The organism is Streptomyces sp. NPDC058796 (assembly GCF_042745235.1).
Lineage (GTDB): Bacteria > Actinomycetota > Actinomycetes > Streptomycetales > Streptomycetaceae > Streptomyces.
This window is the reverse complement of the sequence record NZ_JBHYOP010000004.1, coordinates 39,848-56,494: the sequence shown is the minus strand read 5'-3', so window position 1 is coordinate 56,494 and position 16,647 is coordinate 39,848. Positions and strand designations below refer to the sequence as shown.

Here is a 16,647-nt window from a genome sequence, read left to right as displayed (position 1 = left end):
CCGCCGGCCCCCGCTCCCGCCCCCACGAGGACGTCAAGGACACCATGAGCAGCAGCACCGTCATCACCAACATCGCCGCACTCGTCACCAACGACCCCTCCCTCGGTGACAACTCCCCCCTTGGTCTGGTCCGGGACGCGGCCGTCGTCATCGACGGCGACCGTGTCGCGTGGACCGGTGAATCAAGCAAAGCACCCGCCACTGACAATCGGGTCGACGCCGGCGGCCGGGCCGTCCTCCCCGGCTTCGTCGACTCCCACTCCCACCTCCTCTTCGGCGGCGACCGCACCGAGGAGTTCAACGCCCGCATGTCCGGCCGCCCCTACAGCGCCGGCGGCATCCGCACCACCGTGGCCGCCACCCGCGCCGCGAGCGACGCGGAACTGGAGGCGGGCCTCACCCGCTACCTCGAAGAGGCCCTGCGCCAGGGCACCACGACCTTCGAGACCAAGTCCGGCTACGGGCTGACCACCGCGGACGAGTCCCGCGCCCTGCGCGTCGCCGCCCGCCACACCGACGAGGTGACGTTCCTCGGCGCCCACATCGTCGCGCCCGAGCTGGCCGACGACCCCGCCGCCTACGTCGCGCTCGTCACGGGCGAGATGCTCGACGCCTGCGCCCCGCACGCCCGCTGGATCGACGTGTTCTGCGAGAAGGGCGCCTTCGACGGCGACCAGGCCCGCGCGATCCTCACCGCGGGCAAGGCGAAGGGCCTGCACCCCCGCGTCCACGCCAACCAGCTCTCCTACGGTCCCGGTGTGCAGCTCGCCGTCGAACTCGACGCCGCCAGCGCCGACCACTGCACCCACCTCACCGACGCCGACGTGGACGCCCTCGCCGGCAGCCGCACCGTCGCCACGCTGCTGCCCGGCGCCGAGTTCTCCACCCGCGCCCAGTGGCCCGACGCCCGCCGCCTGCTCGACGCGGGCGCCACCGTCGCCCTGTCCACCGACTGCAACCCGGGCTCCTCCTTCACGTCCTCCGTGCCCTTCTGCATCGCCCTCGCCGTGCGGGACATGGGGATGACGCCGGACGAGGCGGTCTGGTCGGCCACCGCGGGCGGTGCCGCGGCCCTGCGCCGCGACGACGTCGGCCGCCTGACCCCGGGCGCCTACGCCGACCTGACCCTCCTCGACGCCCCGAGCCACGTCCACCTGGCCTACCGGCCGGGCGTCCCGCTGGTCAGCGGCGTGTGGCGGCGCGGCGCACGGGTCGTCTGATCCCCTCCGGAACGGGGGCCCGATCTTTCCCGGACCGGGGCGAGCGGGCCCCTCCGCGACGGCTCAGCGGGCGGCTCCGGCCCGCCACCGCTGGTCGGACCGCCCGGAGTCCGCCCCGACGAGCACCACCGAGTCGCCCCCGCCCGGCGTCACCGCCCGCTCGGGGGCGATGCCCGGGTGGATCACCCCACGCGCGTCCACGGCGAACCGCAGGTTCTGTCCGTTGCGCCCGTCCACCGAGTCGCACTCCCAGATGCCGACGCCCTCGTCGACGGAGCCGCGGCTGTCCAGGCAGAAGTCGTCGTCGGCGTACGACTGGACCACCCCGCGCCCGGCGTCGGCCCGCCACAGCTGGGTGGGGGAGGACGTACAGGGCGCCGTCACGACGTCCGCGCCCTTCTCCAGCTCGCCGTCGATGTCCAGGCACCGGCCCGAGGCGACGTTCACCACCTGGGCGTACGTGCCGTCCGGCGCCCGGTACGACGGCGCGGAGGGCGTAGGCGACGGCCGCGCGGTGCGCGACGGCGTCGGGCTCGGCTCGGAAGAGGGCGGTCTTGAGGTGACCGAGGGGGAGGGCGAGGGAGTGGGGGAGGCGGAAGGCGTCGCGGGGACGGTGGCCGTCACCGTCACCGGCGGCGGTCCGGCCGGGGAGCGGGACGACGCGTTCGCCGCCGGAGCGGACGGGGCGTCGTCCGGTGAAAGCAGCAGGAAGAGCAGCGGCACCAGGGCCACGCCCAGGGCCGCCGAGGCCAGGGCGAAGCGGCGGGAGGGCGGCCAGGTCCCGGGCAGCACGGGCGGAGCGCCGGCGCCCGGCGCCTCCGGCTCGCGTGCCGCGTACGCCGTGCCCGCCCATGGCAACAGGCCCTCGGCGAGGGCGGTACGGGGGGAGTCCCGCAGCGTGCGCTGCTCCTCGTGGGCCGCCGTGCAGTGCGGACAGTGCGTCATGTGCGCGTGCAGGTCGGGACTGTCCCGGGGGCCGTCGGGCCGTACCGACTCCTCGATGAGGCGCCGGAAGTCCACGCAGCGGGGGTCGTCGGAGGCCGCCAGCCGGGACCGCAGGCAGGCCCGCGCCAGTGACTGGAGCGCGGGGGCCGTGCCGTAGGTGACGTCCCGGCCGCCGAGGCCGAGCAGCGCGGCGGTGCGGTCGGCGGGCTCCCGTTCCACCACGTCGTACCAGAGCAGGCCCTGAGCGCGGGACGGCAGCGAACGGAAGGCCGTGAGCAGGGGCGGGACCGGGCAGCCGGAACCCCCGGTGTTCAGGACGAGGAGCAGGCCCGGGTCCGGCCCGGCGGAGCGCTCGTCGGCCGCCCACTCGGCCGCGACCTCCCCGGTGAGCAGGAGCAGGCGGTGCCGCCACGGCCCGCCCGTGTCGGTGCCGCGGACCGCCTGGCGGGCCGCCAGGGTGAAGGCCCGGGCGGCCAGTTGCCGCGCCGCCGAATCCCCGGCCGCGCACAGGCGGGCGTAGGCGAGGACCGACGGCTGGTGCCGGGCGCGCAGTTCCCGGAGCGCCGGGCAGGCGGTGGGCGGGTCGGCGTGGAGCAGTTCGGTCAGCCGCGCGTCGGAAGCGCCGGCGCAGGTCTCCTCCCCGGCCCGGTCACCGCTGTCGGTCCTGTCGCCCCGCGCCATCCGTCCGCCTCCTCGCACCACGTCGCACCACCGCGCCGGTGCTGACGTACCGGCCAGTTTGGAGGGTGCTCATAGTGGTGGAACGAGGTCCGGGAGGAAAGAGGTGTCCCCGGGTAACAGGCCGTGGTTCCGGGCCGCGAGCCGGGTCCGCCGGGGCAGCCCGAAGGGGGGCGGCCCGGCATGCGGACCGCCCCCCTGGAGGGCAAGCGTCACCCGGTGAGGACTACTCCTCGACCGTGAGCCCCTTGCGCAGCTTCACGAGGGTCCGCGACAGCAGACGTGAGACGTGCATCTGGGAGATGCCGAGCTCCTCGCCGATCTCCGACTGGGTCATGCCCGCGACGAAGCGGAGGGAGAGGATCTTCCGGTCCCGGGAGGGGAGCTCGGCGATCAGCGGCTTCAGCGACTCGACGTACTCGATGCCCTCGAGCCCGTGGTCCTCGTAGCCGATCCGGTCGGCCAGCGCTCCCTCGGCGTCGTCCTCCTCCGGCTGGGCGTCCAGCGAGGAGGCGGTGTAGGCGTTGGAGGCGGCCATGCCCTCGACGACCTCGTCCTTGGACAGGCCGAGGTGTTCGGCCAGCTCCGTCACGGTGGGGGCGCGGTCGAGGCGCTGGGCCAGCTCGTCGCCCGCCTTGGCCAGGTCGAGGCGCAGCTCCTGGAGGCGGCGCGGGACGCGCACGGACCACGAGGTGTCACGGAAGAAGCGCTTGATCTCGCCGATGATGGTCGGCATCGCGAACGTGGGGAACTCCACACCACGCGACAGTTCGAAGCGGTCGATCGCCTTGATCAGGCCGATCGTGCCGACCTGGATGATGTCCTCCATCGGCTCGCTGCGCGAGCGGAAGCGGGAGGCGGCGAACTTGACCAGCGCGAGGTTGAGCTCGACGAGCGTGTTGCGTACGTACGCGTACTCGTGCGTGCCTTCCTCCAGCGACTCCAGTCGCTCGAAGAGGGTCCTGGACAGGGCCCGGGCGTCCGCGGGAGCGACCTCGTCGTACGCGGGGATGTCCGGAAGCCCGGCGAGTGCGTCGTCGTCATGTGCGACGACCGCGTCGTGGTGCTCGATGGGATCCAGATGTTCCGGAGGGAGTGTCGACGTCGCTTCTTGGGTACGCGATCCGTCGAGCCGGGGTGACATGATGTCCTCCATCGTTCTCGGCATACGGCTGCCGAAGCCAGTTACGTGCACTGCGGTGTGCGGCGCCTCCAAAGCCGGCCGTGTCGGTTTACGTGTCTTACTAGCCCTACCGGGTTTACCGAGCCCACCGCAAGTGTGTTCTGTGTGAGTATGTCCGTTTGTGTGCGGTTGTTCGGGTGTCGGAGTGCGGTGGGAAGGCGTAGTGTTCGAGGGCGTCAGCAAGCAGTCACGACCTCGGGAGAGAGAAACGGCATGGACCGCGGGACGGTCGGCAGTGCCCAGTCGGGCCGGCTTCTGGTCGAAGTACGGGAAGAGGGCCCCAGTGCCGTCGTGACACCGGCGGGTGAGTTGGATCACCACACCGCCGATCTGTTGCGCGAGCCGCTGGAGGACTGTCTCGCCAAGGGATTCAACCGGCTCGTCGTCGACTGCTCGCGCCTGGAGTTCTGCGACTCCACGGGACTCAACGTCCTGCTCGGCGCGCGGCTGAAGGCGGAGGCCGTGGGGGGCGGTGTGCATCTGGTGGCCATGCAGCCGGTGGTGGCTCGCGTGTTCGAGATCACGGGGGCCGAAGCGGTCTTCACCCTCCATGACACGCTTGAGGCCGCGCTGGTCGACCAGTCCGGCTGAGCTGCTCCTTGTCCGGCCGACGGCGGGTCCCGTGCGCTCCCTGGGGCGGGCGTTCCCGCCTCGTCCGGAGTTCCGTGCCGAATACAGGGGTGTTCGGACGGTCCGGTCGGGCAGGAGACTCCCTGAACCGACTGTGTACGACGTACGACTTTGAAACGTGAACTGGTGAATCGGTGAGGTGAAGCGCTGATGAGCACCACCCGGCCCTACTCGCCGGGCGACCGCGGTCCGGAGCCCAGCGGCGCTTCCGGGGCGTCCGAGGGGGGCGTGCCCGGGTCCGGGGAGTCCGAGGGGGGCGTGTCCGCGGGGCACGCCGCCGTGATCGGCGCGTCCGGATCGCCTTCGGCGCCGCCTTCCCCGTCCATGGGGACGTCCACGGGTGCCTCCGGGCGCGGTGGCGGGCGGCAGGTACGCAGGCTGAGCTTCGACGACCAGAGCGGGGTCGTGCCGCTCGCGCGTGACTTCACCCGGCAGGCGCTGCACGCCTGGGGCTGGCTGCCGTCCGCCACCGCGGACCAGCGGGCCGCCGCCGAGGACGTACTGCTCGTGGTGTCCGAGCTGGTCACCAACGCGTGCCTGCACGCCGAGGGGCCGGACGAGCTGTGGATCACCTGCGAGAAGAAGGTGATCCGGCTGGAGGTCTCCGACCGGGGCACGGGGCAGCCGGCGCCGCGGACGCCGCACCGCGCCGGGCGTCCCGGCGGACACGGCATGTTCATCGTGCAGCGGCTGTGTCTGGACTGGGGCGTCGTACGGACGCCGGGAGTGGCCGGCAAGCGAGTGTGGGCGGAGCTGGGGGCACCGGGGTAGGGATCGGGCTTTGTCGCCCACCCGCCCGTTCGTCTCGACCGGCCAAGCGGTGACCGTCGCCCGCGGCTCCACCCCGGAGCCCGGCCGCTGATGCCTCTCCCGCAGACCTTCCGGCTCCGTCTCGACCCGTCGGGTCCGTTCCGTCGCCGTGCGTCTGGTCCCGCGGCCTTCACAGTCCGGTTTCAGGGCGTCGGCTTCCGTGGCCGTCCCTGCCCTTGGTCCCGTTGGCCTCGCTCCGGGCGGGGGCTTGGTCTGCCCCCCGTCCGCTCTGGCCCTCTGCGGGCCCCGCTCCGAGGCTCCGGCTCCGTCTTGCCCTGCGCCCGCCGCTGCCCCAGTTCTGACCCCGCCAGGAGCTCCACACCGGCGCCGGACTCGCCCCGTCGGGCCTCGTCCCCGTCTCGTCGGTGCCAGTCGGTGCGGCCCTCGCAGCCTTCCGTCCGCCCGCCCTCTCGCCGCGCAGCCCGGCCGCATGGCCGCACCCGCCTCCGGGCCCCGCCACGCCCGCCGCTCCGCGCGGCCCGCTCAGCCCCGCGCGGCCCACTGCCCCCACAAAGGCCGAAGGGTCACCGCCCCCACCCGGGATGCGGTGACCCTTCTCGGATCTCAGAGCCGTACAGCCAAGCCGGCAGGCCTCAGCGCACGTCGCCCATGAGTTCCTTGACGCGCTTGCGGTACATCCAGATCGCGACACCGGCGAAGACGGCCAGGGCGGCCTCCGCGGCGACGATGCCCGTCTTGTTGAGGTCGACGCCGGCGATGGAGAGCAGGCCGGTCGTGGCGTCACCGGCGGTCACGGCCAGGAACCAGACGCCCATCATCTGCGAGGCGTACTTCACGGGCGCCATCTTCGTGGTGACCGACAGGCCGACCGGGGAGAGCATCAGCTCACCGCAGGTCTGGACGAAGTAGATCGCCACCAGCCACAGCGCGGCCGCCTTGTGGCCGCCGTCCGCGATGGCCAGCGGGGCCAGGAAGAGGAAGAAGGACGCGCCGACCAGCACCAGGCCGAACGAGAACTTCACGATCGTGCTCGGCTCCTTGCCGCGGCGGGCGAGCGCCAGCCACACCGTGGCGAAGACCGGGGCCAGGGCCATGATGATGACCGGGTTGACCGACTGGAACCAGGAGACCGGGAACTCCCAGCCGAAGACGCTGGTGTCGGTCGAGGAGTCGGCGAAGATCGCCAGGGTCGAACCGCCCTGGTCGTAGATCATCCAGAAGACGGCCGCGGCGACGAAGAACCAGATGTACGCCGACATCTTGGACTGCTCGGCGCGGTCCAGCTCCTTGTCGCGCTTGATGCGGGTCAGCACCAGCACCGGGATGATCACACCGAGCAGGGTCAGCGGGACCAGGATCCAGTTCAGCGTGTAGTTGCCGGAGAAACCGACGATCGCGTAGAAGACGACGGCGAGCGCGGCCCAGAACGCGGCCTTGCGCAGCGTGGAGGTCTTCTCCTCGGCCGACAGCGGCTTCGGCACGACGCTGGAGTGCGGGGCCAGGTGGCGGCTGCCGATCAGGAACTGGACGACGCCCAGGCCCATGCCGACCGCGGCGAGCGCGAAGCCCAGGTGCCAGTTGACGCTCTCACCGATGGTGCCGATGATCAGCGGCGCCGCGAAGGCACCGAGGTTGATGCCCATGTAGAAGACGGTGAAGCCACCGTCGCGGCGCGGGTCGTCGGGGCCGCTGTAGAGCTGGCCGACCATCGTGGAGATGTTGGCCTTCAGCAGACCCGAGCCGATGGCGACCAGGCCGAGGCCCGCGAAGAACGTGCCGGAGGACGGCAGCGCCAGCGTGAGGTGGCCGAGCATGATCACACCGCCGGCGACGGCGACGGTCTTGCGGGGGCCCCAGACGCGGTCGCCGAACCAGCCGCCCGGCATCGTGAGCAGGTACACCAGGGAGAGGTACACCGAGTAGATCGCGGTCGCGGTGCCGGCGTTCATGCCGAGACCACCGGGAGCCACCAGGTACAGCGGGAGCAGAGCCCTCATGCCGTAGTAGGAGAAACGCTCCCACATCTCGGTCATGAAGAGAGTGGCCAGTCCGCGGGGGTGGCCGAAGAAGGTCTTCTCGGACCCGGGGGTGCCCGGGGTGACCGAGTCCTTCGTCAGGCTGGACGCCATGGTCGATCCTTGCTGGTCGGGACGCGCTCATGAGGCGATGCGCGCCCGGTGGGGGGCGGCCGGCACCGGCGGCCTTCCCCGCCCGTCCCACGCCTGAGGGATTCCGCTCCGGATTGCGAAGCGGTGGGCGGCGGCCACCGGGATCCACGCCTCGCGTACGTCACTGCACGCGGTGAGGCCCGGCCACAGGTCATTCCTTTCAAGGCCGGCCGTGGGGGCCGGCCCGCACACAAAAGAGACCTTCAGCGTCGAACTGTCGCCAAAGGTCCTCTGGGTGCTGCAGGCGCTGATTCACCATACGGCAGGACACCGCCCGGTATGGAAGGACTTGAGACGCGGATCACAGGTAAGACTGGAACCGCGAACGATCATTCGAAGGTCCATCACAGGATGGCACCCCGCACCCGCAGGTCGCGGGGCGGGGTCGGCCGGGCGGCTCGCCGGGCCGGTGTCCGGCTTGTCCACGGGTGGGCCGGGGGCGCGGGAGCCTTGGGACGATCACGGCCCGGGCCCTGCTCCGGGCGGACTACCATCAGCTCATGACCCGTGTACTGCTCGCCGAGGACGACGCGTCCATCTCGGAGCCGCTGGCCCGCGCACTGCGCCGGGAAGGGTACGAGGTCGAGGTGCGTGAGGACGGACCCGCCGCACTCGACGCCGGGCTGCGGGGCGGCATCGACCTGGTCGTGCTGGACCTGGGCCTGCCGGACATGGACGGGCTGGAGGTCGCCCGCCGGCTGCGGTCCGAGGGGCATGCCGTGCCGATCCTCATCCTGACCGCGCGCGCCGACGAGGTGGACACCGTCGTCGGTCTCGACGCCGGCGCCGACGACTACGTCACCAAGCCCTTCCGCCTCGCCGAGCTACTCGCCCGGGTCCGCGCCCTGCTGCGGCGCGGTGCCGTCGAGCCCCCGCAGCCGCCCGCCACGCACGGCGTGCGCATCGACGTCGAGTCGCACCGCGCCTGGATGGGCGAGGAGGAGCTCCAGCTCACCGCCAAGGAGTTCGACCTGCTGCGGGTGCTGGTGCGCGACGCGGGCCGGGTCGTCACCCGCGACCAGCTGATGCGCGAGGTCTGGGACACCACCTGGTGGTCCTCGACCAAGACCCTCGACATGCACATCTCCTGGCTGCGCAAGAAGCTGGGGGACGACGCGGCGAACCCGCGCTACATCGCCACCGTGCGCGGCGTGGGCTTCCGTTTCGAGAAGAACTGACCGCGACGAGAACCGACCCGCGACCACGACTCGCGGACCTGCCCGGGTAAGAGGACATGCGCCGACGACTGATCCAGTCCACGCTCGCCGTGGTGCTCGTCGTGATCGCCGTTTTCGGCGTCTCGCTGGTCATCGTCGAGACCCGCACGATCAGCAGCACCGCCCAGGAGCGGGTCGACCTGGAGGCCGTGCGGCTGGCCAGCATCGTGGACAGCCGCCTGCTCGGCACCGGCTCCGTGGACGCCGCGTTCCTGCGTGAGCAGATCCGGGACGCCCGGTACGCCGAGATCCGCATCCCCGGCGAGCCTGTCATCGAGGTCGGCAGCCGGCCGACCGGCGAGGTCATCCGCGGCAAGGCCACCGGCGAAGAGGGGGAGACGGTCCTCGTCGAGGAGCCCAGCTCCTCGGTGACCCGCGAGGTCGGCCGGACCCTGCTGATCATCGGACTGGTGTCGCTGCTCGCGGTGGTCGCGGCGGTGCTGCTGGCGATCCGGCAGGCCAACCGTCTCGCCTCCCCGCTCACCGACCTCGCCGAGACCGCCGAACGCCTGGGCTCCGGCGATCCGCGCCCCCGCCACAAGCGCTACGGCGTCCCCGAGCTGGACCGGGTCGCGGACGTGCTGGACTCCTCCGCCGAGCGCATCGCCCGGATGCTCACCGCCGAGCGCCGCCTGGCCGCCGACGCCTCCCACCAGCTGCGCACGCCGCTGACCGCGCTGTCGATGCGACTGGAGGAGATCACCCTCACCGACGAGCCGGAGACGGTGAAGGAGGAGGCGACGATCGCGCTGTCGCAGGTGGAGCGGTTGACGGACGTCGTGGACCGGCTGCTGACGAACAGCCGCGACCCGCGCAGCGGCTCCGCCGTCACCTTCGAACTGGACGACGTCATCCAGCAGCAGATCGACGAGTGGCGGCCCGCCTACCGCAGCGAGGGGCGGGCGATCGTCAGCTCCGGCAAACGGCATCTGACGGCGGTGGGCACCCCGGGCGCGGTCGCCCAGGTGCTGGCCGCGCTGATCGAGAACTCCCTGATGCACGGCGGCGGCACGGTGGCCCTGCGGACCCGGGTGACCGGCAACCAGGCGGTCGTCGAGGTCACCGACGAGGGCGCGGGCGTACCCGGCGACCTGGGGGCGCGGATCTTCGAGCGGGCGATCAGCGGGCGGAACTCGACCGGCATCGGCCTGGCCGTGGCCCGCGACCTGGCGGAGGCGGACGGCGGACGGCTGGAGCTCCTGCAGAGCCGGCCCCCGGTCTTCGGCCTGTTCCTGTCCCGCACTCCTCCGCCGAAGGCGTCGTCCGGAGACTCGAAGGACACGGTGCGCTAGCCCTCCTCAGCGGTGGGCCGCCGGGGTGCCGTCCGTGGCGCGGACCGTTGTCGGGTGCTCGTGCTCCAGGAAGGTCTCCGCCCGCGTCACCGGCTCCCGGGCCGGCAGTGTGCGGAAGACCCAGGTGCGGTACGACCAGAAGCGGAACAGCGTGCCGAGGCCGATGCCGAGGAACTTGAAGATGTTGCTCTGCAGCGGGCTGTCCCAGCCGAAGCCGTACGTCGCCGTGTAGAGCACGCCGTTCTCGATCACCAGACCGACCGCGCTGAACAGCAGGAACAGCGACATCTCCCGGGTGCGGTGCCCCTTGTCGCGGTCCCGGTAGGTGAAGTAGCGGAAGCCCAGGTAATTGAAGACGATCGCGACGACGGTCGCGATGATGCTGGCCCGCACCACCGCGAGGTCGGTCACGTGCCGCACCAGGTTGAAGACCAGCAGGTTGACCAGCACCCCCGCGCCGCCCACCGCGCCGAACTTCACGATCTCACGGACCAGCCGGTCGATCCGTCCCCGCAGCGTGCCGCGGGGTCCGGGGGCAGCCGGGGGAGCCGTATGAGCACCCGAGGAACCATGTCCCATGGTCGTGCAGGCCCCCGTCCGTCGGTTGGCGTCAATCCGTTCATGCTAACCACCCGGACGCGCGATCTTCCTGCGGACGGACCCGGGGCCAGGGCCGGGGGCCGCGGGAAGGGCCGGGAAACGGCCGGTAAACATGTGGGCCCCGCGCGGCCGATACGCTAGGGGTGTGACGTTCCCCGTAGTCGGCATGGTCGGCGGTGGCCAGCTCGCTCGTATGACACACGAGGCTGGCATCCCGCTGGGCATCAGGTTCAAGCTTCTCAGTGACACTCCCCAGGACTCCGCGGCGCAGGTCGTGAACGAAGTCGTCGTCGGCGACTATCGCGATCTGGACACGTTGCGCGAGTTCGCGCGCGGCTGTGACGTGATCACCTTCGATCACGAGCACGTGCCGACCGAGCACCTCAAGGCCCTGGAGGCGGACGGCATCCCCGTGCGCCCCGGCCCCGAGGCGCTCGTGCACGCCCAGGACAAGGGCGTGATGCGCGCGAAGCTCGTCGCGATCGGCGTGCCCTGCCCGCGCCACCGGATCGTGCGCGACCCGGCCGACGTGGCCGCCTTCGCGGCGGAAGGAGCCGTCGAGGGCGACGGTTTCCCCGTCGTGCTCAAGACGGTCCGCGGCGGGTACGACGGCAAGGGCGTGTGGGTCGTGGACTCCGCGGAGGAGGCCGCCGAGCCCTTCCGGGCCGGGGTGCCCGTGCTGGCGGAGGAGAAGGTGGACTTCGTCCGCGAGCTCGCCGCCAACGTGGTCCGCTCCCCGCACGGACAGGCGGTGGCCTACCCCGTCGTCGAGTCGCAGCAGGTCAAGGGCGTCTGCGACACGGTGATCGCGCCCGCCCCCGGCCTCGACGAGAACCTCGCCCTGCGGGCCGAGGAGATGGCGCTCAGCATCGCCAAGGAACTGGACGTCGTCGGTCACCTGGCCGTCGAGCTGTTCCAGACCCGCGACGGCCGCATCCTCGTCAACGAACTGGCGATGCGCCCCCACAACTCCGGCCACTGGTCGATGGACGGCGCGATCACCTCGCAGTTCGCCAACCACGTCCGCGCCGTCCTCGACCTCCCCCTCGGCGACCCGCGCCCGCGCGCCAAGTGGACGGTGATGGTCAACGTCCTCGGCGGCGACTTCCCCGACATGTACTCCGCGTACCTGCACTGCATGGCCCGCGACCCGCAGCTAAAGATCCACATGTACGGCAAGGACGTGAAGCCCGGCCGCAAGGTCGGCCACGTCAACACCTACGGCGACGACCTGGACGACGTGCTGGAGCGCGCCCGTCACGCTGCCGGCTACCTGAGAGGGACGATCACCGAATGAGCCAGGCCAGCCCGGTCAGTCCAGTCGTCGGCATCGTCATGGGGTCGGACAGCGACTGGCCCGTCATGGAGGCCGCCGCCAAGGCACTCGACGAGTTCGAGATCCCCTACGAGGTCGACGTCGTCTCCGCGCACCGCATGCCGCACGAGATGATCGCGTACGGCGAGCAGGCGGCCGGACGCGGGCTGAAGGCGATCGTCGCCGGGGCCGGGGGCGCCGCCCACCTGCCCGGCATGCTCGCCTCCGTCACCCCGCTGCCGGTCATCGGCGTGCCGGTGCCGCTGAAGTACCTGGACGGCATGGACAGCCTCCTGTCCATCGTGCAGATGCCGGCCGGCGTGCCGGTCGCCACCGTCTCGGTCGGCGGCGCCCGCAACGCCGGTCTGCTGGCCGCCCGCATCCTCGCCGCGCACGACGAGGAGCTGCTGGCCCGGATGCGCGACTTCCAGCAGGAGCTCAACGACCAGGCCACCGAGAAGGGCAAGCGGCTGCGCAACAAGGCCGCGGGCTCGGCGGCCGGCTTCGGCTTCGGGAAGTGACCCGGATGACCTCCCTCGACCAGGCCCGGGAGCTGCTGCGCGAGTTCCCCGTCGTCGACGGCCACAACGACCTGCCCTGGGCGCTTCGCGAGCAGGTCCGCTACGACCTCGACGCCCGGGACATCGCCGCCGACCAGTCCGCCCACCTGCACACCGACCTGGCCCGGCTGCGGGCCGGCGGCGTCGGCGCGCAGTACTGGTCGGTGTACGTCCGCTCGGACCTGCCCGGCGCGGTGACGGCGACGCTGGAGCAGATCGACTGCGTACGGCGGCTGATCGACCGGCACCCGGGGGAGCTGCGTGCCGCGCTGACCGCCGCCGACATGGAGGCCGCCCGCGCCGAGGGCCGTATCGCGTCCCTCATGGGCGCCGAGGGCGGCCACTCCGTCGACAACTCGCTGGCCACCCTGCGCGCCCTGTACGCGCTCGGCGTGCGCTACATGACCCTCACTCACAACGACAACGTGGCGTGGGCGGACTCGGCGACCGACGAGCCAGGCGTCGGCGGCCTGTCGGCCTTCGGCCGCGAGGTCGTGCGGGAGATGAACCGCGAGGGCATGCTCGTCGACCTCTCGCACGTGGCGGCGACGACGATGCGCGACGCGCTGGACACCTCCACCGCGCCGGTGATCTTCTCCCACTCCTCCTCCCGCGCCGTCTGCGACCACCCGCGCAACATCCCGGACGACGTGCTGGAGCGGCTGCCGGCCAACGGCGGCATGGCGATGGTGACGTTCGTGCCGAAGTTCGTGCTCCAGGCCGCCGTGGACTGGACGGCCGAGGCCGACGACAACATGCGGGCGCACGGCTTCCACCATCTGGACGGCAGCCCCGAGGCGATGAAGGTACACGCCGCCTTCGAGGAGCGCGTCCCGCGCCCCGTCGCCACCGTCTCCACGGTCGCCGACCACCTCGACCACATGCGCGAGGTCGCGGGCGTCGACCACCTCGGCATCGGCGGCGACTACGACGGCACGCCCTTCACCCCGGACGGCCTCGGCGACGTCTCGGGCTACCCGAACCTGATCGCCGAACTCCTCGACCGCGGCTGGTCCCGGGCCGACCTGGCCAAGCTGACCTGGAAGAACGCGGTCCGGGTGCTGGGCGACGCGGAGGACGTGGCCCGCGGGCTCCAGACGACGCGGGGACCGTCCAACGCGTCGTTGGAGGAACTGGACGGCTGAGCCGTCTCCCATCGGGGGCGGGGCCGCCGGCGCAGCCGGCCGCCCCGCCCCCGTATGCGGAGGAGCGGTCCCGCACCGGGGTGGGCGCGGGCGCACGGGCGCCGGCGAGCGCTCGCTGCGCCGACCTCACCGCCGGACGTGCTCACGTCCACCGGACGATCACCGGCCCGTTCCGCTCCCGGGCCACCCCGGACGAGGCCGTCGACGCGGTCCGAGGCCGAGCACCGTACCCCCGAACGCCCCACCCACCAGGAAGCCCGTACCGCTCCGTGCGACGGTGACCGTAACGCACGACGACCGTACGGAGCCCGCCATGGCAGACCTCCAGGACGACCTGCACACCAGCACCGAGGCCGCCGGGCTCGACGACCTGCCCGTGTCGTCCGCCGCCGAGGTCTTTCCCCCGGAGCCCTACGCGCCCGTGTCCGACCCGGGCGACGAGCCGCTGTCCCGGGCCCGCGCGGTGCTGGCCGCCCACCCCGTCGCCGACGGCTACAGCGGTCTGCCCTGGGCGCTCAAGCACCTGCCCTGGTACGACCTGGAACTGGGCGAGACCGCCGTCGACACCGATGTGCCGCGGCTGCGCGAGGGGCACGTGGGCGCGCTGTTCTGGTCGCTGCACCTGCCCGACGCCATCGACGGCGACCGGGCCGTCGGCGCGACCCTGGAGCAGCTGGACCTGATCAAGACGGTCGTGCGCGCCCACCCGGAGGGCCTGCGCCTCGCCTACGACGCCGGGCAGGCCATCGACGCCCGCAACTGCGGCCGGGTCGCCGTGCTGCCGGGCCCCGCGGGTGCCGCCGCCATCGGCGACTGCCTCGGCATCCTGCGCTCACTGCACGCCCTCGGCCTGCGCGTGCTCACCCTCACCGGCGCGTCCTGGGCGAGCGAGGCGGGGCTGACCCGGTTCGGCGAGGAGGTCGTCCGCGAGATGAACCGGCTCGGGGTGATCGCCGACCTCTCCGGCGCCTCGCCCGAGACCGTCCGCCGCACCTTCGCCGTCTCCAAGGCGCCCGCGCTGTGCACCCGCTCCGCCGCCCGTGCCCTGCGTCCGCACCCCGCCAACCTCCCCGACGACCTGCTGGTGGAGCTGGGCGCGGCCGGGGGCCTGTGCATGGTGCCGCTCACCGCCGAGCAGACCGGCCCGACCGTCCGGGACGTCGCCGACCACCTCGACCACGTCCGCTCGGTGGCCGGCCCGCAGAGCGTCGGCCTGTCCGGCACCTACGACGCGGGCACGGCGCACCCGCTGGAACTGGGCGACGCCTCCTGCTACCCGCGGCTCATCGCCGAGCTGCTGCGCCGGGGCTGGGACGAGGCGGACGTAGCCATGCTGACCTGGGGAAACGTCCAGCGCATGCTCCGCAGTGCGGCCTTCACCGCCCGCGCGGCCCAGCTGCGCCGTCAGCCGTCGACGGCGACGATCGCCGACCTCGACGGCTGACCCGGCGGAAGGCTGACTCAGTGCTCGATCCGGCACAGGCAGAACGGATGCCCCGCCGGATCGGCGTACACCATGAAGTCCTTCCTCTCCCGGTCCTCCAGGTCGAGGGGCCGGGCACCGAGCGCGAGCACCTTCTCGTGCGCCGCGTCCATCTCCTCCCAGGTCGCCCCGCCGTCGAAGTCCAGGTGGAGCTGCTGGGCGTTGCGGTCGGAGCGCGGCCACTCCGGAGGGGTGAGCTCCGCGACCCGCTGGAAGGACAGCCGCGGCCCGCCCGGCACCTGGAGCACCACCCAGTCCGGGTCCCGCTCGTCGGGTGTGCCGCCTCCGACCCGGGCGTAGAAACGGGCCAGCTCGGCCGGCTCGGTGCAGTCGACGACGACGGAGCGGAAATGTGCCACGGGTGCCATCGGGTTCCTCCCGGTGATGTCGGCCGGCTTCAGCAGGCGCAGAGGCAGAACGGGTGCCCGGCCGGGTCCGCGTAAACCCGGAAGGAGCGGGAGCGGTCCTCCGCGTCCAGCGGCCTCGCGCCCAGCTCCAGCACGGCCTTCTCCGCCGCGTCCAGGTCCTTCACGTCGAGGTCGAGGTGGAACTGCTGTGCCCCGTCGGGGCCGGGCCACTTCGGCGGTACGTACTCGGGGGCGCCCTGGAAGGCCAGCGTCCGTCCGCCGGGCAGGTTCAGGTCGACCCACTCGTCCTGGCCGTCGCTCTTGTCCTCGACGGTGCCGCCGAGGACGTCGGCGTAGAAGCGGGCCAGGGCGTGGGGGTCGGGACAGTCCAGGACGACGACGCCCAGTTCGGCGACAGCCATGACTTCCTCCTTGAAGTCCGCGGTCCGTGTCGACCGCGCGGTTACCTGTAAGGGCCGGGTAGCCGGTAACGGTTACTCCATGCTCCCCTATTGGCGGTAACGTCGCAAGCATGAATGACAGATCGCCCGCACCGGGGGGCTTGGATCTGGTCGAGAAGCTGGTGAACACGATCGACCTCGAGACCGGCGTCGACTCGCTGGACACACCGGAGGGCCGGGCGCGTTTCGGTCTCACGGAGGACGACGCGCCCCGGGCCCGGGAGCTGCGCGAGTCCCTGCGCGCGGTCCTGCTCGCCCACGCCGGCCACCCGCCGCACCGCGCGGTGACCCCGCTCGGCGAGCTGCTGGCCGCCGCCCCGCTGGTGGTGACGGTCGACCCGGCCGACGGCGCCGCCGCCCTCGCCGCGGTCCGCGACGGCTCCCTGACCGCCCGCGTCGCCGTCGCCGTCGCCGAGGCACTGGTCGCGGGGACGTGGGCCAGGCTCAAGGCGTGCGAGGCCGTCGACTGCCACTGGGCGTACTACGACCGCAGCCCGGCGGGACGCGGCCGCTGGTGCTCGATGCAGGTGTGCGGGGCCCGCGCCAAGATGCGCCGGTACCGGGCCAAGGGGACGTGAGGAACGAAGCGATGCACCGGCCGCGAGGCCGCCCCCTGGGGCAGAATGCCCACG

The 16,647-nt window shown here is 72.4% G+C and carries 16 protein-coding genes; 10 read left to right on the top strand and 6 right to left on the bottom strand.

Annotated elements, in window-relative coordinates:
* Positions 1-44 precede the first annotated feature (44 nt).
* On the top strand, positions 45-1,220 hold the full coding sequence (gene hutI / locus ACFW47_RS12105) for an imidazolonepropionase (RefSeq protein ID WP_386281218.1): 1,176 nt from the start codon (positions 45-47) through the stop codon (positions 1,218-1,220).
* Positions 1,221-1,283: 63 nt separating this feature from the next.
* On the opposite strand, the gene ACFW47_RS12100 is transcribed toward hutI, so the two are convergent.
* Positions 1,284-2,846 (bottom strand): RICIN domain-containing protein, encoded by a 1,563-nt coding sequence (locus ACFW47_RS12100; protein WP_386305700.1) that lies wholly within the window; start codon positions 2,844-2,846, stop codon positions 1,284-1,286.
* Between the two features lie 223 nt (positions 2,847-3,069).
* A complete protein-coding gene (locus ACFW47_RS12095; protein ID WP_386281223.1) occupies positions 3,070-3,999 on the bottom strand; it encodes an RNA polymerase sigma factor SigF in 930 nt (309 codons plus the stop codon).
* A 240-nt stretch (positions 4,000-4,239) separates the two neighbouring features.
* On the opposite strand from ACFW47_RS12095, the gene ACFW47_RS12090 reads away from it, so the two are divergent.
* The gene (locus ACFW47_RS12090; RefSeq protein ID WP_386305699.1) at positions 4,240-4,617 is read left to right on the top strand and encodes an STAS domain-containing protein; all 378 of its coding nucleotides are present in this window, start codon (positions 4,240-4,242) and stop codon (positions 4,615-4,617) included.
* 189 nt (positions 4,618-4,806) lie between these two features.
* Positions 4,807-5,427: an ATP-binding protein gene (locus ACFW47_RS12085; protein ID WP_386305698.1), complete on the top strand. Its 621-nt coding sequence runs from the start codon at positions 4,807-4,809 to the stop codon at positions 5,425-5,427.
* A 632-nt stretch (positions 5,428-6,059) separates the two neighbouring features.
* Here the strand turns inward: ACFW47_RS12085 and ACFW47_RS12080 are convergent.
* Positions 6,060-7,556, bottom strand: coding sequence for an MFS transporter (locus tag ACFW47_RS12080; RefSeq protein WP_386288292.1), 1,497 nt, complete (start codon positions 7,554-7,556; stop codon positions 6,060-6,062).
* Positions 7,557-8,095: 539 nt separating this feature from the next.
* Between ACFW47_RS12080 and ACFW47_RS12075 the strand changes: the two genes are divergently transcribed.
* Complete coding sequence (locus ACFW47_RS12075; RefSeq protein WP_272590932.1) at positions 8,096-8,773, top strand: response regulator transcription factor; 678 nt, start codon at positions 8,096-8,098, stop codon at positions 8,771-8,773.
* Positions 8,774-8,829: 56 nt separating this feature from the next.
* The gene (gene draK, locus ACFW47_RS12070) at positions 8,830-10,104 is read left to right on the top strand and encodes a two-component system sensor histidine kinase DraK (RefSeq protein ID WP_386288294.1); all 1,275 of its coding nucleotides are present in this window, start codon (positions 8,830-8,832) and stop codon (positions 10,102-10,104) included.
* 6 nt (positions 10,105-10,110) lie between these two features.
* On the opposite strand, the gene ACFW47_RS12065 is transcribed toward draK, so the two are convergent.
* Positions 10,111-10,683 (bottom strand): GtrA family protein, encoded by a 573-nt coding sequence (locus tag ACFW47_RS12065; protein WP_386288296.1) that lies wholly within the window; start codon positions 10,681-10,683, stop codon positions 10,111-10,113.
* Positions 10,684-10,816: 133 nt separating this feature from the next.
* Here ACFW47_RS12065 and ACFW47_RS12060 point away from each other — a divergent pair, with 133 nt between their 5' ends.
* The 4 genes from ACFW47_RS12060 (at position 10,817) to ACFW47_RS12045 (ending at position 15,168) form a co-directional block, all read left to right on the top strand.
* Complete coding sequence (locus ACFW47_RS12060; RefSeq protein WP_386288298.1) at positions 10,817-12,001, top strand: 5-(carboxyamino)imidazole ribonucleotide synthase; 1,185 nt, start codon at positions 10,817-10,819, stop codon at positions 11,999-12,001.
* On the top strand, positions 11,998-12,540 hold the full coding sequence (gene purE / locus ACFW47_RS12055) for a 5-(carboxyamino)imidazole ribonucleotide mutase (RefSeq protein ID WP_386288300.1): 543 nt from the start codon (positions 11,998-12,000) through the stop codon (positions 12,538-12,540). The genes ACFW47_RS12060 and purE overlap by 4 nt, the downstream gene beginning before the upstream one ends.
* A gap of 5 nt (positions 12,541-12,545) precedes the next feature.
* On the top strand, positions 12,546-13,724 hold the full coding sequence (locus ACFW47_RS12050) for a dipeptidase (RefSeq protein ID WP_386288302.1): 1,179 nt from the start codon (positions 12,546-12,548) through the stop codon (positions 13,722-13,724).
* 313 nt (positions 13,725-14,037) lie between these two features.
* The gene (locus ACFW47_RS12045) at positions 14,038-15,168 is read left to right on the top strand and encodes a dipeptidase (RefSeq protein ID WP_386288304.1); all 1,131 of its coding nucleotides are present in this window, start codon (positions 14,038-14,040) and stop codon (positions 15,166-15,168) included.
* Between the two features lie 17 nt (positions 15,169-15,185).
* Here ACFW47_RS12045 and ACFW47_RS12040 read toward each other — a convergent pair whose 3' ends face one another.
* Together ACFW47_RS12040 and ACFW47_RS12035 are read right to left on the bottom strand one after the other, a co-directional pair.
* Positions 15,186-15,575 (bottom strand): VOC family protein, encoded by a 390-nt coding sequence (locus tag ACFW47_RS12040; RefSeq protein ID WP_386288306.1) that lies wholly within the window; start codon positions 15,573-15,575, stop codon positions 15,186-15,188.
* 29 nt (positions 15,576-15,604) lie between these two features.
* Entirely contained in the window at positions 15,605-15,976 is a 372-nt protein-coding gene (locus tag ACFW47_RS12035) for a VOC family protein (RefSeq protein ID WP_386288307.1), read from the bottom strand.
* Positions 15,977-16,086: 110 nt separating this feature from the next.
* Between ACFW47_RS12035 and ACFW47_RS12030 the strand changes: the two genes are divergently transcribed.
* Positions 16,087-16,593, top strand: coding sequence for a CGNR zinc finger domain-containing protein (locus ACFW47_RS12030; RefSeq protein WP_386288309.1), 507 nt, complete (start codon positions 16,087-16,089; stop codon positions 16,591-16,593).
* The last annotated feature ends 54 nt before the right edge of the window (positions 16,594-16,647 follow it).